At 67.6% G+C, this 22,922-nt stretch carries 26 protein-coding genes and 1 tRNA gene; 13 read left to right on the forward strand and 14 right to left on the reverse strand.

What is annotated here, in order from left to right:
- Positions 1 to 145 precede the first annotated feature (145 nt).
- On the reverse strand, positions 146 to 2,998 hold the full coding sequence (locus J2X34_RS27500; protein ID WP_429520279.1) for an FtsW/RodA/SpoVE family cell cycle protein: 2,853 nt from the start codon (positions 2,996 to 2,998) through the stop codon (positions 146 to 148).
- Positions 2,995 to 4,239, reverse strand: a complete 1,245-nt coding sequence (locus J2X34_RS27505; RefSeq protein WP_429520280.1) for a hypothetical protein — start codon at positions 4,237 to 4,239, stop codon at positions 2,995 to 2,997. Before J2X34_RS27505 ends, J2X34_RS27500 begins: the two co-directional genes overlap by 4 nt.
- Positions 4,240 to 4,527: 288 nt before the next feature.
- Here J2X34_RS27505 and J2X34_RS27510 point away from each other — a divergent pair, with 288 nt between their 5' ends.
- On the forward strand, positions 4,528 to 6,102 hold the full coding sequence (locus tag J2X34_RS27510) for an FUSC family protein (RefSeq protein WP_429520281.1): 1,575 nt from the start codon (positions 4,528 to 4,530) through the stop codon (positions 6,100 to 6,102).
- 45 nt (positions 6,103 to 6,147) lie between these two features.
- Here J2X34_RS27510 and J2X34_RS27515 read toward each other — a convergent pair whose 3' ends face one another.
- The 4 genes from J2X34_RS27515 to J2X34_RS27530 form a co-directional block, all read right to left on the reverse strand.
- Positions 6,148 to 6,447 carry a hypothetical protein gene (locus tag J2X34_RS27515; RefSeq protein ID WP_114718128.1) on the reverse strand — a complete coding sequence of 100 codons (300 nt, stop codon included), beginning with the start codon at positions 6,445 to 6,447 and terminating at the stop codon, positions 6,148 to 6,150.
- 101 nt (positions 6,448 to 6,548) lie between these two features.
- Entirely contained in the window at positions 6,549 to 7,451 is a 903-nt protein-coding gene (locus J2X34_RS27520) for a universal stress protein (RefSeq protein ID WP_114718522.1), read from the reverse strand.
- A gap of 181 nt (positions 7,452 to 7,632) precedes the next feature.
- Complete coding sequence (locus J2X34_RS27525; protein WP_114718127.1) at positions 7,633 to 8,673, reverse strand: LLM class F420-dependent oxidoreductase; 1,041 nt, start codon at positions 8,671 to 8,673, stop codon at positions 7,633 to 7,635.
- A 53-nt stretch (positions 8,674 to 8,726) separates the two neighbouring features.
- The gene (locus tag J2X34_RS27530; protein WP_114718126.1) at positions 8,727 to 9,653 is read right to left on the reverse strand and encodes a universal stress protein; all 927 of its coding nucleotides are present in this window, start codon (positions 9,651 to 9,653) and stop codon (positions 8,727 to 8,729) included.
- Positions 9,654 to 9,904: 251 nt separating this feature from the next.
- Between J2X34_RS27530 and J2X34_RS27535 the strand changes: the two genes are divergently transcribed.
- From J2X34_RS27535 to J2X34_RS27555, 5 genes are all read left to right on the forward strand, one after another.
- Entirely contained in the window at positions 9,905 to 10,357 is a 453-nt protein-coding gene (locus J2X34_RS27535) for an RrF2 family transcriptional regulator (protein WP_114718125.1), read from the forward strand.
- A 25-nt stretch (positions 10,358 to 10,382) separates the two neighbouring features.
- Entirely contained in the window at positions 10,383 to 11,606 is a 1,224-nt protein-coding gene (locus tag J2X34_RS27540; protein ID WP_114718124.1) for a globin domain-containing protein, read from the forward strand.
- Between the two features lie 92 nt (positions 11,607 to 11,698).
- Positions 11,699 to 12,718 carry a Dyp-type peroxidase gene (locus tag J2X34_RS27545; RefSeq protein WP_114718123.1) on the forward strand — a complete coding sequence of 340 codons (1,020 nt, stop codon included), beginning with the start codon at positions 11,699 to 11,701 and terminating at the stop codon, positions 12,716 to 12,718.
- A complete protein-coding gene (locus tag J2X34_RS27550) occupies positions 12,715 to 13,515 on the forward strand; it encodes a family 1 encapsulin nanocompartment shell protein (RefSeq protein WP_114718122.1) in 801 nt (266 codons plus the stop codon). The genes J2X34_RS27545 and J2X34_RS27550 overlap by 4 nt, the downstream gene beginning before the upstream one ends.
- Before the next feature lie 134 nt (positions 13,516 to 13,649).
- Complete coding sequence (locus J2X34_RS27555; RefSeq protein WP_114718121.1) at positions 13,650 to 13,901, forward strand: hypothetical protein; 252 nt, start codon at positions 13,650 to 13,652, stop codon at positions 13,899 to 13,901.
- Positions 13,902 to 13,980: 79 nt separating this feature from the next.
- On the opposite strand, the gene J2X34_RS27560 is transcribed toward J2X34_RS27555, so the two are convergent.
- The gene (locus J2X34_RS27560; protein WP_429520282.1) at positions 13,981 to 14,817 is read right to left on the reverse strand and encodes a M23 family metallopeptidase; all 837 of its coding nucleotides are present in this window, start codon (positions 14,815 to 14,817) and stop codon (positions 13,981 to 13,983) included.
- Between the two features lie 455 nt (positions 14,818 to 15,272).
- On the opposite strand from J2X34_RS27560, the gene J2X34_RS27565 reads away from it, so the two are divergent.
- From J2X34_RS27565 to J2X34_RS27575, 3 genes are all read left to right on the forward strand, one after another.
- Positions 15,273 to 15,345: transfer RNA gene (locus J2X34_RS27565), tRNA-Arg, on the forward strand.
- Positions 15,346 to 15,514: 169 nt separating this feature from the next.
- Positions 15,515 to 15,652, forward strand: coding sequence for a hypothetical protein (locus J2X34_RS27570; protein WP_181818633.1), 138 nt, complete (start codon positions 15,515 to 15,517; stop codon positions 15,650 to 15,652).
- Positions 15,649 to 15,870: a hypothetical protein gene (locus J2X34_RS27575; protein ID WP_114718119.1), complete on the forward strand. Its 222-nt coding sequence runs from the start codon at positions 15,649 to 15,651 to the stop codon at positions 15,868 to 15,870. The genes J2X34_RS27570 and J2X34_RS27575 overlap by 4 nt, the downstream gene beginning before the upstream one ends.
- Positions 15,871 to 16,496: 626 nt before the next feature.
- On the opposite strand, the gene J2X34_RS27580 is transcribed toward J2X34_RS27575, so the two are convergent.
- From J2X34_RS27580 to J2X34_RS27590, 3 genes are all read right to left on the reverse strand, one after another.
- Positions 16,497 to 16,661, reverse strand: a complete 165-nt coding sequence (locus J2X34_RS27580; RefSeq protein ID WP_181818632.1) for a hypothetical protein — start codon at positions 16,659 to 16,661, stop codon at positions 16,497 to 16,499.
- Between the two features lie 317 nt (positions 16,662 to 16,978).
- Entirely contained in the window at positions 16,979 to 17,152 is a 174-nt protein-coding gene (locus tag J2X34_RS27585; protein ID WP_429520283.1) for a hypothetical protein, read from the reverse strand.
- A gap of 242 nt (positions 17,153 to 17,394) precedes the next feature.
- Positions 17,395 to 17,868, reverse strand: a complete 474-nt coding sequence (locus J2X34_RS27590) for a hypothetical protein (protein WP_429520284.1) — start codon at positions 17,866 to 17,868, stop codon at positions 17,395 to 17,397.
- A gap of 285 nt (positions 17,869 to 18,153) precedes the next feature.
- Here J2X34_RS27590 and J2X34_RS27595 point away from each other — a divergent pair, with 285 nt between their 5' ends.
- Positions 18,154 to 18,810: an Ltp family lipoprotein gene (locus J2X34_RS27595; RefSeq protein ID WP_114718116.1), complete on the forward strand. Its 657-nt coding sequence runs from the start codon at positions 18,154 to 18,156 to the stop codon at positions 18,808 to 18,810.
- A gap of 510 nt (positions 18,811 to 19,320) precedes the next feature.
- Here J2X34_RS27595 and J2X34_RS27600 read toward each other — a convergent pair.
- On the reverse strand, positions 19,321 to 19,797 hold the full coding sequence (locus J2X34_RS27600) for a GyrI-like domain-containing protein (RefSeq protein WP_114718115.1): 477 nt from the start codon (positions 19,795 to 19,797) through the stop codon (positions 19,321 to 19,323).
- 95 nt (positions 19,798 to 19,892) lie between these two features.
- A complete protein-coding gene (locus J2X34_RS27605) occupies positions 19,893 to 20,264 on the reverse strand; it encodes a hypothetical protein (protein WP_429520285.1) in 372 nt (123 codons plus the stop codon).
- Positions 20,265 to 20,594: 330 nt separating this feature from the next.
- Here J2X34_RS27605 and J2X34_RS27610 point away from each other — a divergent pair, with 330 nt between their 5' ends.
- A complete protein-coding gene (locus J2X34_RS27610; RefSeq protein WP_429520286.1) occupies positions 20,595 to 20,972 on the forward strand; it encodes a hypothetical protein in 378 nt (125 codons plus the stop codon).
- A 13-nt stretch (positions 20,973 to 20,985) separates the two neighbouring features.
- Here the strand turns inward: J2X34_RS27610 and J2X34_RS27615 are convergent, their stop codons facing one another.
- Complete coding sequence (locus J2X34_RS27615; protein ID WP_429520287.1) at positions 20,986 to 21,372, reverse strand: hypothetical protein; 387 nt, start codon at positions 21,370 to 21,372, stop codon at positions 20,986 to 20,988.
- A 473-nt stretch (positions 21,373 to 21,845) separates the two neighbouring features.
- Here J2X34_RS27615 and J2X34_RS27620 point away from each other — a divergent pair, with 473 nt between their 5' ends.
- Positions 21,846 to 22,121: an SHOCT domain-containing protein gene (locus tag J2X34_RS27620; RefSeq protein ID WP_429520288.1), complete on the forward strand. Its 276-nt coding sequence runs from the start codon at positions 21,846 to 21,848 to the stop codon at positions 22,119 to 22,121.
- 217 nt (positions 22,122 to 22,338) lie between these two features.
- Here the strand turns inward: J2X34_RS27620 and J2X34_RS27625 are convergent, their stop codons facing one another.
- Complete coding sequence (locus tag J2X34_RS27625; protein WP_429520296.1) at positions 22,339 to 22,611, reverse strand: transposase; 273 nt, start codon at positions 22,609 to 22,611, stop codon at positions 22,339 to 22,341.
- A gap of 27 nt (positions 22,612 to 22,638) precedes the next feature.
- On the opposite strand from J2X34_RS27625, the gene J2X34_RS27630 reads away from it, so the two are divergent.
- Positions 22,639 to 22,824 (forward strand): hypothetical protein, encoded by a 186-nt coding sequence (locus tag J2X34_RS27630; RefSeq protein WP_429520297.1) that lies wholly within the window; start codon positions 22,639 to 22,641, stop codon positions 22,822 to 22,824.
- Positions 22,825 to 22,922 lie beyond the last annotated feature (98 nt).

Genomic DNA, 22,922 nt, shown 5'->3' on the forward strand with positions numbered 1-22,922 from the left:
GAGCGACCGCTCACATGCGTCGCCGAAGGCGCCACGGCCTGCCTGGATCACCCCGAGGTCGTCGCCGCCTACAGCGGCTGATCTCCCACATCCTCTGATCCCCCGCAGCGTCCGATCCGCAGCGGGGGATCACCCACAACAGCTATCACCGACCCGGCGCCGGTGCCGGTCGCCCCGCGAGGTAACGCTCCAGGAGCGCCTTGACCACGGGACCGGACGTCGCCGATCCGAATCCACCGCCACGAACCAGCGCCGTGACAACGATTTCGGGGGACTCGAAGGGCACCACCGCGGAGAACCAGGCGTTGAGACCGCCTGGCGCCGACGGATCCTCCGCCGTGCCGGTCTTGGCGCCGGCCGTCACCGGCAGCGTGGCGAGCTGTCCGGCCGTGCCTGCGGAGGCGGATGCCCGCATCCCCGCGCGGACGGGACCGAGCTTGTCGGCGAAGGGAAGCCGCTGCGGCTCCCCCGTCGGAATCGGTGCCCCGTCGCCGGTCGCATCGGCGGCGGCGAGCTGCGGGGTGACGATCGCTCCGGTCGCGATGCCGGACGTCCACCGCGCCACCTGGATCGGGGTTGCGATCACCGTGCCCTGCCCGATACCCATCAACAGCGTCGAGCCGGGATACCAGGTGCCACCGATGTCGCCGACGTTCTCCGGTGTGCCCAGGAACCCCGCGGACTCGCCGGGCAGGTCGATCCCGGATCGGCTGCCCACTCCGAGTTCGGAGGCGGTCTTCGCCATCCGCTCGGGACCGAGGAGCTCGCCGAGCTTGTAGAAGTACACGTTGTCCGACCACTGGATCGCGCCCAACAGTTTGTTGGGCCCCATCGGCTGCCAGTTCGCGAACGTGTGCCCGCCGTAGCTGTAGGCGGCGCCGGTCTCGATCACCTGCTCGGGGTCCAGAACCTGATCCTCCTGGTTCGCCGACGCGACGACGATCTTGAAGGTCGAGCCGGGCGGCGCGGCGGTCTGGTAGGCGTGGTTGAGCATCCGTCCGGGCCCGGCGCCCTCGGTCTGGGCGGCCAGCGCGACGGCGTCGACGGGGGGACCGTAGACATTGTTGTCGTACCCGGGCACGCTGGCGAGCGCGAGCACCCCACCGGTGCGCGCGTCCATCACCACCGCCGCGCCGAGGTCGCCTCCGCTGCTGCGGACCGCCTGGGCCAGTGCATCCGTCGCCAGGGTCTGCAGCCCGATGTCCAGATGGAGGCGCAGGTCGTGGCCCGGTACCGGATCCACGCGCTCGGCGGGTCCGACCAGGTTTCCGGCGGGATCGACGTAGACGCACTGCCTGCCGTCGGTGCCGCGGAGCAGCGCGTCGTACTGCTTCTCGAGACCCGCTCGGCCGACCCTCGACCCGAGTGCGAGCTGCGGCCAACGTTCCATGTCCTGCGGATCACCGACGCCGACGTAGCCGAGGACGGAGGCGAGTGTGGTGCCGTACGGATAGTGCCGCTTCCCGGAGGGGACGACGAGCACGCCGGGCAGCTTCGCATCGATGATCCGACGCGCCTGATCGGGCGGAACCTGGCCGACGACGGCCTGCATCTCCCCTTCGCCGCCGTCCGCCAGGGTTGTCGCCAGCTCGGTGTCGGGCTCACCCAGCAGCCCGGCAAGCAAGCTGCGCTCCCCGGAGTCGTCCTCGTCGAACATACGACTGACCACCGAGATGGAGTACTCGGGAACGTTGGTCGCCAGCGGCACACCGTTCCGGTCCAGGATCTCGCCCCGTTCGGCGGGCAGACGGATGCAACGGGTCATCTGGGTATCGCTCAACGCGCGCAATTCCGGACCGCGGTCGCTCTGCAACTGCCAGGCGAACACCGACATCGCCACGAGGAGCGCGGTGACCGCGAGGGAACCCGCCGTGACGCCCCGCGGCCGTCGCCGGCGGGTGGAGGGCTGAGCCCACAGCGGCCGGCCGACGCCGTCGCGGCGCACCGCGAGCACGAGCCCGATCGCGACGAATCCGACGACCGCGACGGTGCCGCCGTAGCTGAACATCGGGAGCGGCATGCCGGTCTGGGGCAGCACCGACAGACTCGCCCCGATGGACAGCACCGCGTGGATCCCGAACAGCCCGCCGACGCCCGCCGCCACGAGTGCGGCTTCCCGGGTCCGGGCGCGGCGCGCGGCGAGCGCGGCACGCCACGTGATCACCAGGCTGGCCGCGATGACGGCGATACCGGCGAACAGCCCCCACCCGTACACGACGCTCGCGAACGCGAGGTCGTGCTCGGCTTCGGGAAGGTAGGCCGCTCGCAGGTCGTAGATGGGGTCGCGCGCCAGGCCCCACAGACCACCGCTGCCGATCGCGATGTCGGCTTGCATCGACGCCCAACCCGACCCGCTCGGATCGGCATCGCTCGAAATGAACGTCTGGATCCGTTCGAGCTGGTACGGGCGGAGGAAGAGCACGGCGATGGGCAGCGCGGCGATCCCCAGTGCGAACAACGGCATCAGCGGCGCCGCCGGCACCCTTGCCAGGACCAGCATCAACAGCGCGATCGCGACGAGCACCACGGCACTCGACAGGTCGGGTTGCAACGCGACGAGTGCCACGACGGCACCCGCGATCGCCAACGCCGCCGTCAACCGGCCGAACGTGTAGCCGCCGGCCAGGATGGTTGCCGACACCACGACCAGACCGAGCTTGGCGATCTCGGACGGCTGAACGGTGAACAGGCCGAAGTCCAGCCATCGCTGAGCGCCCTTGACCGCGACGCCGACGAGCGGCACGGCCGCCAGCATCACGACCGAGACCCCGAGGGTCACCCATCCGAACCGGGCCAGATTGTTCACCCGCATGCGCGAGACGACCCACATCAACCCGAGTCCGATCACGGTGAACAACGCATGGCGGATCGCCTGCGACGTGAACCCGATCGAGACCAGGTTGAGCAGGCCGAGCACCGCGAGGACGACCGCCGCCGCAACGATCCAGGGGTCGGACTCGCGATCGTGTCCCCGCACCCGGCCGCCGTCGCCGCTCATCGGCAGACCGCGTTCTCGGCGGGCACGTACAGCGGCTCCGACGCGGCGACCGCCGGCGCGCTCGTGACCGCGGCGATGCCCAGGGCGGAAGCGTCCGGCAGCGTGGTCCGGCTCAGACCGTAGACACCGTCCCGCCCCGGCTCGGCCGGGATGGTGACGTCCCCGCCCTCGCGCACCTCACCGGTGCACCGGTCGTAAACGTTCAGCTTCCAGGTGACCGCACCGACCGTCGACGGATCGAGACCGACGTCCACCCGTACCGCGCACGGCTTGCCGGGGCTGCACGACCCGTCGGCGAAACTTGCTGTGACCCTGGTTATCTGACCAGCGGCGGGCGGAGCACCCATGTCGACGAGCGCCGGCGCGACACCGCCTCCCGCGGCCGGGTCCGCCGGCGCGGGCGGCGGCGACACCGGCTCGATGCGGTTCTGCGCGGACGAGGTGTTCACCGGATGGACCAAGGCGTCCCAGCCCCGGCTCAACTGATCCCAGGCGCGCGGAGCCGCCGCGGCCGACCCGGCGAGAACGACGAGGGCAAGCACGACGTACAGGCCCTGACGACGGGACGGCCGACGCCGACGACTGTGCCAGGGGCTTCGGACCGGCGGATACCAACCGGTACTCGTCACGAGCGATCCGGCCGGCACGGACGGACCGTCCGGTACATCGGTCGAAGCTTCCCGATCGTCCACTGCCCGACTTCCCGGCCGCGACCGTCCCGTCGTCGCCCGGACGAGTTCGCCGATCTGACGCCTCCGCCGGGACTCGCCGACCGGGTCGAGCTCGGGATCGATCACCCGACGAACCCGGCGAATCAGTCCTTCCGGATCCGTTGCACCCGAAACGGATTCGGACAGAAGGTCACCGAAACCCGACCCCCGGCAATTGGTCGCGATACTCCGGATCAGGCCGACGATCGCGTCGTCCACTTCGATGCGGGACGTGACGCCGTCGATCGTGAGCCGTCCACCGTCGGACACCATGACGGCGTCGTCTTGCAATGTCACCGGGCGGCCCCGGCGCGTGCCCGCGAGTTCGACCTGCCCGACCAGGTCCGCGACCAGCTGCGCGGCCTGCGGGGGCGTCAGTCGCGCGACCGCGAGCAGTGTCGGCAAGGTGACGCCGGCACCGCTGACATCGAGACCGCCACCCGAGTCATCGTCGGTCGGTTCGGACGGTTCCGGTCGGGTCACGGCGGGCTTGCTACCGCTCGCGTGGACTCCCAAGGCTGCTTCGTTCATCGCGCATCCCCGAAACGATCTGCCTCCCGCAGGTGGCACCGGACCGGTGCGGGTGGGCGGTGGACTTGGCTGTGCTTGCTCGTGTCGAAATCCCTTGCGCCTGGCCGAATCTATTTAACTCCGATCCGGTCCGATGAGTGGAGGAATCACGAAGGCGGGGAGGCTCGCGCACGCCTCGGCACACACCATCCGAACGGACTCCCGTCACCGGTGCCCGCGGGCACCGACCGAGGGCGCCGTTTTGTCTGATTCGATCACTGCCCGGATCGTTTCGTAACGTAAGCAGCCGTGTCGATCGAAGTCCCTCCCCCGATTCCCACGCCGGCCCGCGCGTGGCCCGCGCTGGTGCGCGTGCCGCGGGTCGGACGACACTGGCCGGGGACGACGCGGGCGGCCGTGGCCGTCGCCCTGCCCGCTCTCGCCGGGATCGCGCTCGGCCACGACCTGGCGGCCGCGACGGCGACGCTCGGCGCCTTCGCGGTGGTGTACGGCGAGGGCCGGCCGTACCGGGTGCGGTGGCGGGCGGTCTCGGCGGCTGCGGGCGTGATGGTGGTCGCGGCCGCCCTCGGCGCGGTCGTCGGCAGCGCGGTCCACGATGCGGCCGCCTCGGGCGGGTCCGCACTGTGGCCGATGGCGCTGGTGCTCGCGATGTCGGTGTTCGTGGCCGTTGCCGCTTTCACGGTCGACGCGCTCCGGATCGGTGCACCGGGCGCCTTCCTCCCACTGCTCGCGGTGGAGATCGCGTCGGCGTTGCCCGCGGCCGGTGTTCCCGTCGGCCACGTCGTCGCCTGGACCGCGGTCGGAGCGGCCACCGCGGTGCCCATCGCGATGTCGGGGTGCCTGCTGCGGCCGCGCACACCCGAACGCGCGGCGATCGCATCGGCGATCGCGGCGGTCGACGCCTTCGACCACGATCAGGGATCGGCGGCGCGGCGGCACGCAGCCGTCAAGGCCGTCCACGCGGCATGGCAGTGTCTGCACGACGCCGGCATCGCCGCCCGGGATCACCCCCTCACCCTGGATCTGCTCGCAGCCCAGGACCGCTGTGTCTCGTTGTTGCACGGCAGCGCGGCGATTCTCGATGCCGACGCCGAGGATCTGTCGCGACGAGTCCCTGCCCCGCGCCCGACCATCCGATTCCGGCTCGGCCGGGCGGCACACCTGCGGGGCCGGTCGGCGCTCATCGTCGTGCGCCTGCTCGTCGCGTGTCCTGCGGCCGGGGCCCTCGCAATGGTTCTCGGCGTCGCCCGGCCGGATTGGGCGGTCATCACCGCCGCGATGATCCTGCACCAGGGCCCGGACCGGATCCTGGGTACCTATCGGGCCGTGCACCGCTTCGCGGGAACCGTGCTGGGCCTGGTGATCCTCGCCGCGCTGACCCCGATCGACCCGAACGGTGTGGCGCTCGTGCTCGTGCTGGCCGCGTCGATGGCAGGAATCCAGGCGTACCTCGTCCGCAACTACGGACTGGCGATGGTGTTCATCACGATCCTCGCCCTGCTGCTCGGCGGGCTCGGGTCGCCGGACGACCTGACCGGAGTGACCCGCGACCGTCTGCTCGAGACGGTGATCGGCGTCGTCGTCGCCGTCGTCGTGCTGTGGACGGTGCTGCCGATGTCGTACCGCCGGATCCTCGACGACGCCGACGCCCGGGTCGCGGCCACGATCGAACAGATCGACGCCGCACCCGACCCCGGCGAGGCACGCCAACTACGCCGCGGACTCGAGTTCGATCTGCACTCGGCGACGACCGCCGCGCTGGTGGCCGCTCACAACGATCCGGAGTGGACCGCGACCCGCTGGCCGCACCACCACTCGCTCAACGAGTCGGGCTATCGGATGCTCGCGCTGTCCGGGACCTGACGAACCACTCGTCGACCCCGGCAGCCCCGGTACGGCAGGTGGGTCCTACTGCGGGACGATCTCGAGGAGCAGCTTGCCGCGGACGTGTCCGGCGGCGGAGAGATCTTGCGCCGCGGCGATCTCCGCGTCGATCGCAGCCTGCTCCCAGTCACCGGTGTAGTCGATCGGGGTCGCACCGAAGGCGGCCAGGTGCTCGTGGTTTCGCGGCGACTCGGTGCCGACTACCCGCGCCCCGCGGTTGCGGGCGAGTTGACCTGCCCCGCCGCGACTGTGGTCGCGATCGAATCCTCGGCAGTACCGAGCAATCGTGCGACGCTCGGGCGGATGAGGCGAGCTGTCGTGCACGGCTTCGAGCCAAACCGTGGCAATGGGATGGGGCGAGGCAGCAACGACACTGGGGCCGTGGAACCGACGGTTCCACGGCCCCAGTGTCGGAGTCGGTAGTTCTAGTCGACGTTTCCGGACGGCACGATCAGCACCGGGCAGTCGGCGGTGTGCAGCATCGCGCGGCTGGTGGAGCCGAGCAGCATGCCCTTGAAACCACCGCGACCACGGGTACCGACCACGATCAGCTGCGCCTGCTCGGCGTACTCGCTGAGCACGCGCACCGGACGGTCACGCGCGACGACGCGCTCGACGTCGACGTCCGGGTAGCGTTCCTGCCAGCCCGCGAGCCGCTCGGAGAGCACCACTTCCTCCCCGGTCTGGATGCTGCTCCAGTGCGGATCGTCGGGGGTGGCGCCGAGCGACGGCTGCACACTCACATCGCTCCACACGTTGACCGCGATCAACGCGGCATCGCGCATCGCGGCCTCCTCGAACGCGGCCGCGACGGCCGGCTTGCACGACTCCGAGCCGTCGACGCCGACGACGATCGGCCCCTCGGTGGGCGGGCGCCCGTCGAGGGTGCGGCCGCGGACGACCACGATGGGGCAGGCGGTGTGCGCGGCCACCGCGGCGGTCACGGAGCCGACGACCAGGCCTGTGATCTCGCCGTGCCCGTGCGAGCCGAGGACCACCATCCACGCCTGCTCCGACAGGTCGATCAGCATGGGCGCGGGCCGGCCCTCGAGCTGCTCGGTGGTGACCTCGATCGACGGCAGGTCCTCGACGGATTGCTTGGCGAGGACCTGTGCGCTGTCGAGGCGGGAGCGCGCGGTGTCGCGCAGCTCGTCCTGGAAGCTGCGGGCCAGGTACGGCTCGGAGTAGTAGAACGCGGGGATGTGCACGGCGGTCACGATGTGCAGGCGCCGCTGGTGCACCGAGGCGGCACGAGCCGCCCACACCACCGCGTTCGATGCCGCCTCGGATCCGTCGACGGCGACGACGATCGCTTCGGTTGCGCTCATTGGATTCAGCTTCTCCTTCACCCTTACGGACCGGTCGAGGACCATTGTCCCGGTTTCGATGGTCCGGCGTGTGGGTCTTCGGTCCCGTGCCGCGGGTGACGCGCAGCACGGCGCCCGGCGCAGACGCGAGAGCCCCGGACGTCCGAGAAGGACTCCGGGGCTCTCGCCGAGGTGTTTGCCGTCAGTCGACGATGGCGCGCAACTGCTCGATCAGCTTCACTCGCCCGGCGCGGTCCGCCGCCATCGGCGTCACGTTGAGAGTCGTCACGCCGGCCGCGGCGAACGCGGCGACGCGCTCCTTGACGAAGCTCTCGGTCCCGATCAGGGAGACCGCCCGCACCAGCTCGTCGGGCACGGCCGCGGCGGCCTCTTCCTTCTTGCCGGCCAGATACAGGTCCTGGATCTTCTCGGCCTCTTCCTCGTAGCCGTAGCGGCACGCGAGGTCGTTGTAGAAGTTTTTTCCCTTGGCGCCCATGCCGCCGATGTACAGCGCGAGATGAGGCTTGATCCACTGCAGCATCGGCTCGACGTCGTCGCCGATCGCCAGCGCGGGGCCCGCGTAGATCTGCAGGTCGCCCAGGCTCGGGTCCCGCTTGGCCTTGCCCGCGGCGAGCGCCTCGCCCCACACCGACTCCGCCTTCTCCGGGTGGAAGAAGATCGGCTCCCAGCCCTCGGCGATCTCCGCTGTCATCGCGACGTTCTTCGGACCGAGGGAGGCGATGACGATCGGAATCCGCTCACGCACAGGATGATTGATCAGCTTGAGCGGCTTGCCGAGGCCCGTGCCCTGATCGGCGGGGAGCGGGACCTGGTAGTACTTGCCCTGGTACTGGACCTTCTCGCGGCGCCACACCTGGCGGCAGATGTCGATCAGCTCGCGGGTGCGGCCGAGCGGGGCGTCGTACTTGACACCGTGGAAGCCCTCGATCACCTGCGGGCCCGACGCCCCGATGCCCATCACGAACCGGCCGTTCGAGACGTAGTCCAGACCGGCCGCCGTCATCGCCGTCAGGCTCGGGGTGCGGGTGTAGATCTGGAAGATGCCCGACGCCAGTTCGATCGTCGACGTCTTCGCGGCGAGGAAGCCGAGCTGACTGACGGCGTCGAACGAGTAGGCCTCGGGGACGAAGACGATGTCCAGCCCGGCCCGTTCCAGGTCGGCGACCTCTTCGACGGTCTCCGCGAAACCTCCGCTGTAGTTCAAGCCCATACCGATGCGCACTTCGGCGACCCCATTCCGTATTACCTGTGACGGACGTTACGACAAAGTGGACTCTACGACCGCTCGGGCCGAACCACCATCACCGGGCACTGCGCCTTCTGCACGAGCTCGTTGCTGGTCGACCCCAGCAGGAGGCCGCGGAAACCACCGCGACCGCGGCTGCCGACCACCACCAGCTGCGCCTTCTGCGACCACGCGAGCAGATGGGTGCGGGGGCCGTCGATGTAGAGCTCGCGCTGGACGTCCACGTCCGGGTACCGGTCGGACCATCCGGCGAGCCGCTCGGAGAGCACCTCCCGTTCGGCGTCCTCGAACGCGCGTGGATCGCGGATGGCACTGCGCCCGCCGGCGAGCGTCCCGTGTGGGGTGTCGCTCCAGGCGTGGATGGCAACGAGCGGAACCCCGCGCTGCGCGGCCTCCTCGAACGCGACCCCGGTGGCACGCTCGCTGGTGGGACTGCCGTCGATGCCCACGACGACCGGACCCTCGTCGGGAACCTTGCCGTCACGCTCGTGGACGACGACCACCGGACACACACCGTGGCTCGCGGCGTTGACGGCGGTCGATCCGATGCCGCCGGCCGCGCCACTGCCGGACGCACCGAGGACCAGCGCGCGCGAGTCCTCGGACAGCGACACCAGCCAACGGGCGCCGCCCATCGTGGAGATCTCGGTGGAGATGTCGAGATCACCGGACACCTCCCGGGCCACCGCGGCGGCACGGCCGAGGATCTCCTTGCCCTCGTCCTCCATCCAGTCGTAGATGCCCGCGACGTCGAGGTACGGCGCCCCGTAGGTGTAGGGCGAGAAGTTGAGGGCATGGATGATCCGCAGCGACAGATCCCGTGCCGCGCACGTCCGCGCGGCCCACACCACTGCCGCCTCCGCGGCCGGCGACCCGTCCACGCCGACCACCACCGAGTTCGCGTCCCGTGCGATCGACGGCTCCTTGGTGCCCTTCTCCGTGCCCTGTGCGGTCATCCCGCTCACCCTCTTCCGTTAGCGACGAATCGGTGCGGCGTTCGCGTGCGGTCCGGCCCCGGACCGCACGTCGAGGTGCCGCTTCCGACGGTAGTCACTCGAACCGGTTTGCGCGGGGATGCTTCGGTCCCGAGTGGTTCGGGACCTAAGCCCCTACATCCCGATGCCGAAGGTCGGGACTTCGGCCGGAGGCCCGCGACGTGGATCACATTTAATTGGAATCCAGGATTCCAATTTTATACGGTCGAGTCATGCAACTGACGCAGTTCACCGACCTGGGCCTGCGGATCGTCATGCGACTGGCGGCCGAACAGCCCGCGTCCGACGCTCCCAGCACCCGCGCGGTGGCCGAGCAGCTCGCGGTGTCTTACACGCACGCGACGAAAGTGGTTGCACGGCTGAGCGAACTCGGCGTCGTCACCACCAGACGCGGACGCGGCGGCGGCCTGGCCATCACCGAACTCGGCCGGACCGCGTCGGTGGGCTGGCTGACGCGGCAACTCGAGGGCGACGGCGAGGTGGTCACGTGCGAGGGCGACAAGCCGTGCCCGCTGCGTCGCGGCTGCCGCCTGCGCTCGGCACTGCGCGACGCACAGGAAGCCTTCTACACCGCACTGGACGCCATGACGGTCCGCGACCTCACACCGTCCGTCCCCGCAACCGTGCTGCCGACACCCGCCGTGCCGGCAGTGGTCGAACCGTAACTCCCCCGAACGACAGGAGAATCCGATGCTCTCGGAGGCCTCGAAGGAAACCGTCCGCGCCACGCTGCCCGCGGTGGGCGCCGCGATCGGCGACATCACGACGCTGTTCTACCGCAAGATGTTCGACGCACATCCCGAGCTCGAGCGCGATCTGTTCAATCGCGGCAACCAGCAGCAGGGCGAGCAGCAGAAGGCGCTCGCCGGGGCCATCGCCGCGTTCGCGACGCTGCAGCTCGACCCCGATCCGGCGCGGGTGGAGACGATCCTGTCCCGGATCGCGCACAAGCACGCATCGCTCGGCATCACCGCGGACCAGTACTGGATCGTGCACAAGCACCTGTTCGAGGCGATCGTCGAGGTCCTCGGCGAGGCCGTCACCCCGGACGTGGCCTCGGCATGGGACGAGGTCTACTGGCTCATGGCGAACACCCTCATCGCGATGGAGGCCGGGCTGTACGAGAAGGCGGGCGTCGAGGCCGGTGACGTGTGGCGTCGGGTCCGGGTGACCGGGCGGGCACACCAGTCCGCGGACACCGTGTCGTTCACGCTCGCCGCCGCCGACGGCGAGACGCTCCCGTCATTCGCGCCGGGACAGTACATCTCGGTCGCGGTACACCTGCCCGACGGCGCCCGTCAGATCCGGCAGTACAGCCTCGCGTGCGGGCCCGCCGACGACCAGTGGCGCATCACCGTCAAGCGGATCTCGGCCCAGGCACTGCCCGACGGCGCCCTCTCCCCGGCGGGCGAGGTGTCGAACTTCCTGTACGACAACGTCTTCGAGGGTGACGAGCTGACGGTGTCGCTGCCGTTCGGCGATCTGGTCCTGCCCGAGGATGATGCGCCGCTGCTGCTGGTCTCGGCCGGCATCGGCTGCACGCCGATGATCGGCATGCTCGACCACCTCGCGGCCACCGGCGACCGTCGCAGCATCTCCGTGCTGCACGCCGACCGCTCGGCGGCGCAGCACGCCCACCGCACGGAGCTGACCGAACTGGTCGATCGCCTGCCGTCCGGCGTGATGCACCGCTGGTACGAGGATCTGGGTGCGCGCGAGGCGTTCGCGGGGACCCGCGTGGGGCGCGCCGATCTGTCGGAGGTGACACTCGAGCCCGGCACCCGCGCATTCCTGTGCGGCCCGCTGCCGTTCATGCTGGCCATGAAGGAGTCGCTCATCGCACGGGACGTGCCGGCGGAGAACATCCACTACGAGGTGTTCGGCCCGGACAGCTGGGCGGGCGCGACCGCGTAGCCCGAGCGAGCGAACGGCGGCCGTCGGCGACATCACGTCGCCGACGGCCGCCGTTCCCGGGCAGGCGGGGTGCGAGTGTTCTACCGTGAGGTGTGGCCCGACCCCAGTTGATCCTGACGCCATTGACACCTGCGGCAATCTTTCTCGTGCTCACGATCGACGAGGGTGGCGAGTCCGTGACACGCGATCTGCTCTCCGATCTCGACGGCCTGCGCAAGGCGGTCGGATTCCGGGTCCCAGACTCGGGGCTCGTGTGCGTCGCCTCGATCGGCTCGTCCGCATGGGACCGACTCTTCGACGGCCCCCGCCCCGCCGAACTGCACGAGTTCGTCGAACTCGACGGCGCCCGGCACCGCGCCCCCGCAACGCCGGGCGATCTGCTGTTCCACATCCGCGCGGTGTCGATGGACCTGTGCTTCGAACTGGCGTCGAAGATCGTCGGACGCCTGCGCGGCGGCGCGACCGTCGTGGACGAGACGCACGGCTTCCGCTACTTCGAGCAACGCGACCTGCTCGGCTTCGTCGACGGCACCGAGAACCCGGAGGACATCGAGGCGGCACAGGCGGCTCTCGTCGGCGACGCGGACCCCGACTTCGTCGGCGGGAGTTACGTGATCGTGCAGAAGTACCTGCACGACATGGATTCCTGGAACGCGATCTCCACCGAGGAGCAGGAGCGGGTCATCGGCCGCACCAAGCTCGACGACATCGAGTTCGACGACGACGTGAAGCCGTCCAATTCCCATGTCGCACTGAACACGATCACCGACGAGAACGGCGACGAACGGCAGATCCTGCGGGTCAACATGCCGTTCGGCAGCCTCGGCGACGCCGAGTTCGGCACCTATTTCATCGGCTACGCCGCCACCCCGTCGGTGACCGAGGAGATGCTCCGGAACATGTTCATCGGCAAGCCCGAGGGCAACACCGACCGCATCCTCGACTTCTCCACCGCCGTCACCGGCGGCCTGTTCTTCTCCCCCACCGTCGAGTTCCTCGGCGACCTCCCGCCGGCGCCGGGCATCCGGCAGGCCGACGACGACACGAGCCCGTCCCCCGCCGCTGACGGATCACTCGGAATTGGCAGTCTGAGAAGGAGTTCCACAATATGAACAATCTCTATCGCGGTCTCGCCCCCATCACCGACGCCGCGTGGGCGTCCATCGAGGAGGAGGCGACCCGAACCTTCAAGCGGCACATCGCGGGACGCACGGTCGTCGACGTCTCGGGTCCGCACGGCACCGACTTCTCCGCGGTCGGCCTCGGCCGCACCACGACCATCGAGGCTCCGGGCTCCGGCGTGCTGGCCCGCCAGCGCCGCGTCGCGCCGCTGGTGGAGCTGCGGGTGCCGTTCACGCTGTCCCGCGAGGAGATCGACAACGTCGAGCGCGGCGCGCAGGACTCCGACTGGGACGCCGTGAAGGAGGCCGCGAAGAAGATCGCGTTCGCCGAGGACCGCGCCATCTTCGAGGGCTACGCCGCCGCCGGCATCGAGGGCATCCGGGCGAGCTCGTCGAATCCGCCGCTGCGACTGCCCGAGGACGTGCGGGACGTGCCCGAGGTGATCAGCCAGGCCCTGTCCGAGCTGCGCCTGGCCGGCGTCGACGGCCCGTACTCGGTGCTGCTGAGCGCCGAGGCTTACACGCAGGTGAGCGAGACGTCCGATCACGGCTACCCGATCCGGGAGCACATCAAGCGACTCATCGACGGGGACATCATCTGGGCGCCGGCGATCGACGGCGCGTTCGTGCTCGCCTCCCGTGGTGGCGACTTCGATCTGCAGATCGGCCAGGACCTGTCGATCGGCTACCTGTCGCACGACTCCGAGACGGTCGATCTGTACTTCCAGGAGTCGCTGACGTTCCTCACGTACACCGGCGAGGCCTCGGTGGCGCTGTCGACCAGCTAGGTCGCCGCCGGAGTTGTTGCTCACACGCACGGAATGAGGGGTTGACAGCAGGACGGGAGCGAAGGCTAACCTAATCATCGTTACCGAACGGTGACGTCGGGTCCCCGCGCAACCGGGGTGTTAGGAGCAGCTTCGTGATCGACGACCTGATCGAACTCGCATATTCCCGGCACGTCGTGCGCGAGACGCTCCCCTGCCCCGACGGCTGCGACGAGTACGTACTCGGGCGGGTGGACGCCGTGAACGCGTCGATCCGGCTGTGGGTGCGCCCGGACGGCCGCTTCTCCCGAGCGCAGGGCGACGAGGGGCAACTGAGCCTCGGCCAGGTGATGACCGCATGCGGCCTGTCCTACGCCGCCCGCAGGACCGCCGCCCCCGCCGCCTGAACCCGAACCCGAACAACGAGAAGTCCCCGCCTGGTGCTCACCACACCCGACGGGGACTTCGCTCGTTTCGGAGGTCGACTCACATGGTGGCCGAGGCGCCGCGCCACGTGACCGCCACGCCGCGCTCCTCGAGCCACGCAGACGGGTCGACCTTGGCGCCGGCGGCGTTCCACACCTCGAAGTGCAGGTGGGGTCCGGTGGACTGGCCGCGGTTGCCGACGGTCGCGATCTGCTGACCGGCGACCACGTGCTGGCCGGTCGACACCTGGTAGTCGTTGACGTGGCCATAGACGGTGGTGGTGCCGTCGTCGTGCTTGACGCGCACCCACAGCCCGAATCCCGAGGCCGGCCCGGCGTCGACCACGACACCGTCGGCGGCGGCGTAGACGGGCGTACCGATGGGGGCGGCGATGTCGAGGCCTCCGTGATGACTGCCCCAACGCGGACCGAAGTCGGAGGTGAGGGTGCCCGAGACGGGCTTCACGGCGCGGTTCCTGACCTTGTCGAGCGATCCGAAGTTGGCCTCGGCGGCGGCGGTGAGGTCGCGCACGGCCTGCTGGACCGGCTGCGGCAGCTCCGCCGGCAACTGCACGGCCTTGAACGAGTCGATCGCCTGATCCGGCGTGGGCAGCTGCGGCAGGGCCGGGAGCTGGGGCAGGGCCGGGAGCTCGAGCCCTGCGGGGAGCAGCCCCTCGGGAAGCTGGACCTGGGCGGGCGCGGCCACCGGGTCGGCAGCGGCACTGCCCGCGCCGAGCTGCGCACCGGCGGTGAGGATCGCGCCCGTTGCGGCGGCGACCGTGGCGGCCTTCAGACCTGCACCGGGGCCTGCGCTCTCGCCGCGGTGACGCCCCTGCCGGAGTGTCGGGTCGAGCTCGATGAGAACAGCGTCGGCTGACGTCCGGTGATGGCGTCCCACAGTCAATTACCTCGTCAATCGGTTTCTTCGGCCGCACACTCCGGAGTGCACTCGATCTTGCTGCCGGGCCAAGGTAACAAATTCATATAGGCCGTGACCAGCGTTACCGGATCTTTATCTGGATTGCTCCGGCCCGGTGTGGGCGTACGCAGGACGATCGGGCTTCCCGGGCGGTCCGCAAGCTCCGGCGTGTCGGCGCTTGCGATGTCCGACCCGCCGATCCTGCGACCGTGCGACCGATTCATCCCGGACCGCCCCCGGCCGCTACACTCCCTACTGCGGAACAGCGCGAACGATGTTCGACCACGCGTTCGCTTCGCCCCCGCCCTCGTAGCTCAGGGGATAGAGCACGGCTCTCCTGAAGCCGGGCGGCATCACCATCTACCAGCGGAAACGCCCTCCGCGTGGGGCACATGTGGGGCACGCCATTGATCGGGTAGGCTCTGCGTCTGCCAGCCTTCGTAGCTCAGGGGATAGAGCAACCCTCTCCTAAAGGGTAGGTCGCAGGTTCGAATCCTGCCGAGGGCACTTCCGTTTCAGCAGCTCAGGGGCTGCTTTTTGCCTCTCCCAGTCAGGCTTCTTGCCTAATTCGTGCCAGATGGCTGGGTTCGTGTCGCCAAATAGAACGGCCCCAGTGAGAGCGCCAACTCTCATCCGGGCCTCCGGCACACACGGAATGGACCTCCGAATGAACCATATGGGCAGTGTATCGACCCCCACCGACAAGACGACCCGGCGTGACTACGCCGCAGTCATCCTCGTCTTCACCACCGGCTACTTCGCCACCATCGAAGCCCTCCGCCTCGGCCACTGGATCTCGGGCGGTGCCGCATGAACATCATCGATCGACTGATCTCCAACCACCCCAACCTCCACGGACACCCCTGCACAACCCACGGTGAGGACGGGGCTGTGTACTACACGCAGTGGTCGGTGTGGTTCCACAACGAGTCGACTGCTGTACGCCCGCAGGACATTCCGGAGTTGATCGAGAGCCTTCGGGTGATGCACGCGAAGTGGTTGGCGGCAACGTCCGTTCGGGCTGCCGCGTAGTTCCCGACTGGTTGGGCCGGGCATCTCTTGTAGATGCCCGCGCCTAGCCTGCCGGGTTCTTGATCGCCTGATTGAAATGCCTTGCAACACGTCACTCAAGTTCAGTAAGACGCAAACCGACTGCACCCGGTGTTCTCATGCCCCGAACCGGTGGGGACGCCTCCACATTGATGTCAGGCCTGGCTTCGTGGAGGTCCGGGCAAGCCTTTCCGTCATGCACGGGAGGGCTATTCGTCGTGACCTGACGCGGTGAGGGGATTCGGTCCGTGGGAGCTCCGGGGAGGGGATCAAGACCCCGCCACCCTTGGGTGTCCCTAGCGCGTGTGGGTACCAAACCGACCGATCTGTTATCCCGTATGCACGCTCGTCAGGCCGCCGGAAAGAATGGACCTTGACGTGCACTCATACATCCAGAGCATCTGCGCAATCAGATGCAGCGCTTGCTACCTCGCTCAACTCGCTATCGCCGTCTGCGGATACAGGTGCGACCGCGACCTCCTGCGCAATGCTGAGGAGTGTCCAGTCGAGTTCGAAGCCCCGGCTAAGGTCGATCGAAGCTTGCCCTGAAACGACGAAAGGTGCCCCACCCGGCAACTATGGCCAGGTGGGACACCTTCACATCCGGGTCAGAGCGTCCCGTTCTTCTCGTGGAACTTCCGCCACTTCTTCGACTCCGGACCCGTATACGGCTTCGCAGACCCAGTGTCGTTGTACTCATCGCACAACTGCCACTTCAACTTCTTCTTCGTCACCAACAGCGTCACCGCACCCGCCACACCGAGCGTGGCCACGCCAACAGTGACAGCGATCGCCTTGGCCCGGAAGGTGCGCTACTCGGTGAAGTTCTTTCCACCGCAGTTCCAGCAGCGCATTTCGCCGGCCGCCAGCCCATCAAGCAGATCCTCGGCGGGAAGGTGACAGCCAAGGCGGGCAGTAGCCGTCCCTAGGCATGGAGTACCCGGTTGCCTCTCAACAGCCGGGGAACGCTTCCTTGCCTACGTGGCCTTCACCGGGATGGCATCCAGCCATTCCAGAACGATCTGCCAGAGATCCGGATCCTCAACCCGCAACGGATGCTCAGCACGAAACTGATCCATCAACGAGCGGCTCAACGACCGCCGATCGTGTTAGCGGCCTCGATAGCCAGCCACGCCGCAACATCAAACTCGCCGGCATCCGCAGCACTACCAGCACTAACGTCGCCGCTACCCAGATCGCGGTCAAGCTCATCGAGGATGCGCTCATACAGTCGCATCTCAGCGATGTGGTCTGGCGTGTTCATTGCGTGCCCCCTCGATACTTGAAGGTAGTCGAGGGGGCACTTTCACTCAATGGGCGTTGCCGCCCAACCACATTGGACGAGCCCGTTCCTTGGCTTCCTTCGTCCGCCACCAGTCGAGGGCGGCGTCCTCGTGGGAGACATCGCACCAGCCCGGTCCGTCCCGCAGAGTGGGCCCGGCCTTAGGGACCCACGCCATAGTTCGAGCGCGCGAGGACCATCAATCTCCTCTTCGGCCGTCATGCTCACCTCTCGATCAGCGCGGACACACGGTTCCACTGTTTGTGCCGTAGTACGCGCTCAAATTCCTTGATGTCTGCTGTCGTGACATCGCCAATGGTGATCGAGTTGTCGATGGGCTCGGACGGCTGCGGCGCAGGCTTCAACGCCCCCGCGAACCGCTGCAACTGATCCGGCGAAGTGAAGATCGGCTCAGGACGCGACGACAGATTGATACCCAACTCGCCAGGCTTCAAACAACCGCCGCTGTCAAACACCTTGACCCGCTTCAACAGTTCCCCAACCTCAGCAGGCGCACCCTCCAAATTCTTGGACAGTGCCGACATCCAGTCACCCTGACCCGGCGTCACACCAAGCTGACTATCAACCTGTGCCTGCGTCCAATTCCCATCAGGGATCAGCGCATTCCGGTCAGTCGACACCCACCGAGAATCAGCAACACCGAACGGGCGATCCACTAAAGAAGGAACGAAACGCACCAGTCCCCGTCCTCGGAAAATTTCTCCGAAGTTCGTGACGGCGGAGTACCAGTGGGCGAGCACCCTGTTGCCCCCTCCCCCGTCGGCGGACGTCTAGCTGAAGCACCCGCCGGGCGATGCTCGCACGATCTCGGGGCACTTCTCGTTCGTCTTCACCCGCCCGAGGCGGAAGACGGTCACATTAGGTGTTTCAAGTCGACCGGTTGGTCTACTATCTACTGGACATTTGTCCAATTGCGCCGAGCGCGTGCTCAGGTGCACTACCCCTGGGGGGGGCTCACACCCATGACTCAGCAGATGCAACCCACACCCGAACCCGAACCCGCGGCGAAGAAGAAGCGCAAGTGGCCGTGGATCGTCGGCGCGATCGTCGCCCTCTTCGTAATCATCGGCATCGCCGCTCCGAAGGACGACAAGAAGGACGAAGCCACACCGGCCGCATCAAGTGGCACAAGTCAGTCGAGCAATGTGGCCGCTCCCTCGACCACTTCTGCCGCGTCCACCAAGGTGGAGGCACCGGCGTCCGCTACCTCCCAGATGCCCGCTCCTGCCCCGTCGCTCAAAGAGGTGGAGGTATCGGCGTCCATCACGCACCAGGCCCCAGCCCCGGCTCCCAAGGCTCCCGCCGCCGCACCTGCCCCAGCCAAGCCGCAGATCAGTTCCAGTCAGCGGAACGCCGTCCGATCTGCCCAGACGTACCTCGACATGAGCGGCTTCTCGCGGAGCGGACTGATCGAGCAACTGGAGTTCGAAGGCTTCTCCACCGATGATGCGACGTACGCGGTGGACAGTTTGAACGCGGATTGGAACAAGCAGGCTGCGCGGAGCGCAAAGACATACCTCGAGATGACGTCGTTCTCCAAGTCAGGACTGATCGAGCAGCTGGAGTTCGAAGGCTTCACGAGTGCGCAGGCCGAGTACGGAGCCAACGCAGCGTACTGAATCTCACCTGGCGCAACCCAAACCCGGAAACACCCCCCACTTATCCGGCAATATCGCCCGATAAGTGGGGGTTTTTCGTCTTTGAATTATTGCGACCCTTTAGCGGAGTTTAAGCACTGAATGCCCGACTATTGAATCAATGACCCCGATAGTCACGCGGAACACGATCCGCGATTAGCAGTTCAGGTAGCGAGGAATGACAACCACACAGCAGCAGGTGAGCGCCCCGTTCACCGCAGAATGTATCCACGGAACGTACCGACACCAGACCGTCGCCGGTTTCCTCGAATGCCACGGCGGTCGCTGGATTCGCGATGAGCGTCGTGAACTCGAATTTCCGGAGTGGCGGTCGGATGGCGTGAAGTGGTGCGCCCGCGGCTTCTCGCTCTACATCGACGTCCAGGATGCCCGTCAGGGTTTCCGGATGCACCGAGCCCACGGCGGCACGTCGATGAGCGGCACGGACGTGTCGATTCCGTTGAGCGAGATCGGAGCCCGGGCGAATCGGTGTCAGTCCCGCGTGACCGGCCGCTGCAGTTCGGTAACCCAGTCGTCGGTGTTCTCCGAGTAGACGAGGTACCGCTCGCGGGCCGGGCCGTCGGCGCGGTAGCCGTTCGCCTCGATCCAGTGCTCGAGCGACGCCCACGCCGGGAGCACGTTCTCCATCGAGCCGCGGTGCTCGAGCGTCGCCGCACGCGGAATCTCGGGCAGATCCACGACCGCGAAATCTCGTCCCGGTCGCTCGTCGGGCCCGACGGGAATCGCGGCATGGACGACGACGTCCGCCCCTGCCGGGGTGCGCTCGTAGTAGGCCAGCGCCGGCCCGATGCCCCGGACTCCGTCGCGGGCCAAACCATCCATCAGCTCGTCGAACAATGGCTTGACGACCGGACCGACATGCTCGGGGTCGAAGCCGGCCGCGACCCCGGTGAGCTCTGCCACCCGCAGACCGGGCAGTGGCTTGACGACGATCTCACTGTCCGACATCGCGCGCACCTCTCCGTCGGCACTCCCGATCAGGCACCCGATTCCAGTTTGCACGGGTGGCCGCCGGTCGTGTCAAGCGGCGGGAAGCGGTGCACTCACGTCACCGAATCGGTCGTCTCCAGCACGACAGGATCGTTCGCCTCCTCGCACGCAGCGACGACGAACGCCTCGTGCGCCTCCGACGCCTGAGCCTCGGTGGCGTACCGGCGATGCCGAAGTGTCGTGTGATCGCGATCGAACACTGCGGTCTCGAAGATCAGCGGAGGTTCGGCCACCTCCCCGAGGTCGACGCCCACCCACACCGTGGAGATGTCGCGTATCCAGTCCAGGTCGGCCATGTCCATCACCGTTGTCGCCCGGATCCGGTCGTACCCCGGCCGTCCCAGTAGCCGCTCGGCCTCCTCCGGTGGGATCGGTCGTCCGTCCCGGTCGTACCACTGCCGACTCGGCTCCACCCCGTCCGTCATCGCCTCACCTCCATCGTTCGGCACCAGCGTAGAGCCGAAGGCCCGACTGCGTCGGAAGACATCGGTAGGTGGCGAAGCTTTTGCATTCCAACTGCTTTCAGCAGTTCGTACGCCAGTGGGCACGAGCGTAGTCAACCACGGCGGCTTCTTCGCCGAGCAGTTATCTATGCCGTCTGGTATAGATTTACTAACCAGTTTGCAGGAGACAAGATGCTCCTATCGAGAGAGGAAAACGCCGCCGGCCCGGTACCACCGAGGTTCGGTACATCGCTTCCGAGATCCGCGAGACCACTCCGCGAGGTTCGGTGGCCCGAAAGAGAGACGAGTGTCATGGCACGCAAGCACGAGTACTTCACAGACCTGTACACCGACGCCCTGATCGGGTTCGCCGCCTTCACCCACCTGCCGGCGTCCGTCGTGCGGACCGCCGCGGGCTACGCAATCCGCGCCGATGCCGGCTTCGGGCGCTTCCTCCTCGCCACCAACGGCGATCAGGGCCTGGCCGAGGCCCGCACCGACCTCGACACCTGGACCGTCGAGATCCACGAGAGCACCCCTATCGGGGCAGATCTACTGGCAACGGAAACCGACCGCGACCTGGTGGCCGCGTACGGGCACGCGGTGGAGCGCCTCGAATTCGAGGGCTCGTGGTCGCCCGTCGAGGTCGCGCTCGACCGCCCCGTCACCATCGTCGAGGGCGCCGCATGACGCCGTGAACGCGTCAGTCCTGATCAGCTGCGACAGGTGACTTCACGAGCTCGCCGAACTTGGCGTCCGACTCGATCCACTTTCCCGAGTTGCGCAGCGTGTCGAGCGCCTGATCGAAGGCGTCCGCCAACCACTCGTTCTCGGCCTCGGCGAGCAGTTCGTCCTCGGTGACACTGTGGGACTGCTGGAAGAAGGCCACGTGCCAGGCCTCGATCGCGTCGATGTCGTTGGTCAGCCCGTCCTCCGCGTTGGTCGCAAGAACATAGCGATTGAACTCGAAGTCGACGCGGATCGCGTACCGGCCCGAGGTGTTCACGACATTGGCGGGACGGTGCGTGGCGGCCGCGAGCGCAATCAGGGCGTCGGTGTAGCGATCGGCGTGTTCCTGCGTGCGGGGCATTTGCCCTCATCTCTTCCTTGAAGTAGCCCCCGTGGAACCCACGGTGGCAGCCGCGCACGGGACTCGAATTGGCCCGCCCGTTGCGTTTCGCCCGCTCGATCGTAGCGTCCGCGACGACGATTTCCGCAAGTCAGGGCCGGTCTGATGGCGCCGAAAGAGGTTACCTATGTACTGACGACACAGGTTTCGATCACAGGATCCGTCAGCCCGACCGCTGCTATCGACCTCCGACGCACGATCCGCAGCACTGCACGAAGCGGAGGATTCGATGAGCACTGATACCCGCAAGCACTCCACTCGCGGCGCTGGTTCTACCGCGGCCCCTCCGCCCGGGGCGGGTACGGCACCTCGGTGGCCGCAGAACTGCGTGCAACGCCCAGGGGGAGGCGTCGCTCGACCGCAGCCTGTAAATACCCCCAAGGGTGTGACATGCTGGACAAAGGGTGGGGACCGGATCATTCGGAGGCACCCCGATGATGTTCTGGTACGGAAACGGCATGAACGGCTGGGGATACGCACTCATGGCCCTCGTGATGATCGCAATCTTGGTGGTGATCGTCCTGATGGTGATTGTCGTTGCCCGAGCGCTCACCAGCACAGCGCAGCCGCCCCCGTCTCCACCTCCATCCGATACGCCTGAGCAGCTTCTAGCGCAGCGAATGGCTCGCGGTGAGATCGACGAGGACGAGTACCAGCGCAAACTCGGCCTGCTCAGGGACCGCCACTCTCCCGGCCAGGAAGGGAGGTGAGTAGCCATGACCGAGCAGATGATGATGATGTGTCATCACATGATGATGTGGCTCCACGACATGGGGATCATTCCACCCATGCAGATGATGCCCATGCACTGAACCGCAGCCGGTGCGCTCGGTTGACACCTTCAGGCGGTGTCGACTGAAGGCATCGTCAACCGAGCGAGTTGGTCATCTCGCATCGTTCGCCAGAGCCGTTTCGCGACTTGCCGTTTCAAGCAGCGCATCGCCTCCCGTGAGGTCTTGCCCTCAGCCATCTTCCGCTGGTGGTCGGCATAGCCGAGGCTGCTGGGTGTCCGTGCCTGGGTACCCCGACGATGTGAATCGCGGAGTTGAGCATTCGGTCGCCGCTGCGAGAGAGTCGGTGTCGCTGCTTGTCTGCACTGGCGATCTCCACCGGCGCTGTACCGGTGTAGTTCGCGAGCGAAGACTCACCCGGGAACCGGGTGGGATCGCGGGTGCGGGCGAGAATCCGAGCCGCGGTCACCGCGCCTACGCCGGGAATCTTCGGTAGTTGGGTTCCGCTGGCGGCGAGTTCGGTCTTGATCCGGGCGGTGATCTCGTCGATCTGAACCCGGAGCCGGTGGAGGTCGCCGACGATCTCGAGAGCGATGCTCTTGCGCATCGCATCCGCCCCGCTGTCCGGACCGTACGCCTTGAGCCGCCGGGGGGCAGCGTCTTCGGTGTGAACTGGGCGTGAGCCTGACCGGATCCGCGAGATCCTCGCGCTCGAGGACCTGGTGTCCGTCCTGAGCAACGAGAACGCACACATGGCGGAGGACCGTTCCGCCCCGAGCG

Origin of the sequence: Rhodococcus sp. BE178, assembly GCF_050433545.1 — a bacterium.
Classification (GTDB): domain Bacteria; phylum Actinomycetota; class Actinomycetes; order Mycobacteriales; family Mycobacteriaceae; genus Prescottella.

Excerpts from the sequence above, each read along its gene's own strand:
- J2X34_RS27550 (WP_114718122.1), top strand. The coding sequence starts at position 12,715 with ATGAACAATCTCTATCGCGGTCTCGCCCCCATCACCGACGCCGCGTGG.
- J2X34_RS27600 (WP_114718115.1), bottom strand. The coding sequence starts at position 19,797 with ATGTCGGACAGTGAGATCGTCGTCAAGCCACTGCCCGGTCTGCGGGTG.
- J2X34_RS27585 (WP_429520283.1), bottom strand. The coding sequence starts at position 17,152 with ATGAACACGCCAGACCACATCGCTGAGATGCGACTGTATGAGCGCATC.
- J2X34_RS27575 (WP_114718119.1), top strand. The coding sequence starts at position 15,649 with ATGAACATCATCGATCGACTGATCTCCAACCACCCCAACCTCCACGGA.
- J2X34_RS27540 (WP_114718124.1), top strand. The coding sequence starts at position 10,383 with ATGCTCTCGGAGGCCTCGAAGGAAACCGTCCGCGCCACGCTGCCCGCG.
- J2X34_RS27595 (WP_114718116.1), top strand. The coding sequence starts at position 18,154 with ATGACTCAGCAGATGCAACCCACACCCGAACCCGAACCCGCGGCGAAG.
- J2X34_RS27535 (WP_114718125.1), top strand. The coding sequence starts at position 9,905 with ATGCAACTGACGCAGTTCACCGACCTGGGCCTGCGGATCGTCATGCGA.
- J2X34_RS27570 (WP_181818633.1), top strand. The coding sequence starts at position 15,515 with ATGGGCAGTGTATCGACCCCCACCGACAAGACGACCCGGCGTGACTAC.
- J2X34_RS27605 (WP_429520285.1), bottom strand. The coding sequence starts at position 20,264 with ATGACGGACGGGGTGGAGCCGAGTCGGCAGTGGTACGACCGGGACGGA.
- J2X34_RS27620 (WP_429520288.1), top strand. The coding sequence starts at position 21,846 with ATGATGTTCTGGTACGGAAACGGCATGAACGGCTGGGGATACGCACTC.
- J2X34_RS27500 (WP_429520279.1), bottom strand. The coding sequence starts at position 2,998 with ATGAGCGGCGACGGCGGCCGGGTGCGGGGACACGATCGCGAGTCCGAC.
- J2X34_RS27610 (WP_429520286.1), top strand. The coding sequence starts at position 20,595 with ATGGCACGCAAGCACGAGTACTTCACAGACCTGTACACCGACGCCCTG.
- J2X34_RS27530 (WP_114718126.1), bottom strand. The coding sequence starts at position 9,653 with ATGACCGCACAGGGCACGGAGAAGGGCACCAAGGAGCCGTCGATCGCA.
- J2X34_RS27520 (WP_114718522.1), bottom strand. The coding sequence starts at position 7,451 with ATGAGCGCAACCGAAGCGATCGTCGTCGCCGTCGACGGATCCGAGGCG.
- J2X34_RS27615 (WP_429520287.1), bottom strand. The coding sequence starts at position 21,372 with ATGCCCCGCACGCAGGAACACGCCGATCGCTACACCGACGCCCTGATT.
- J2X34_RS27505 (WP_429520280.1), bottom strand. The coding sequence starts at position 4,239 with ATGAACGAAGCAGCCTTGGGAGTCCACGCGAGCGGTAGCAAGCCCGCC.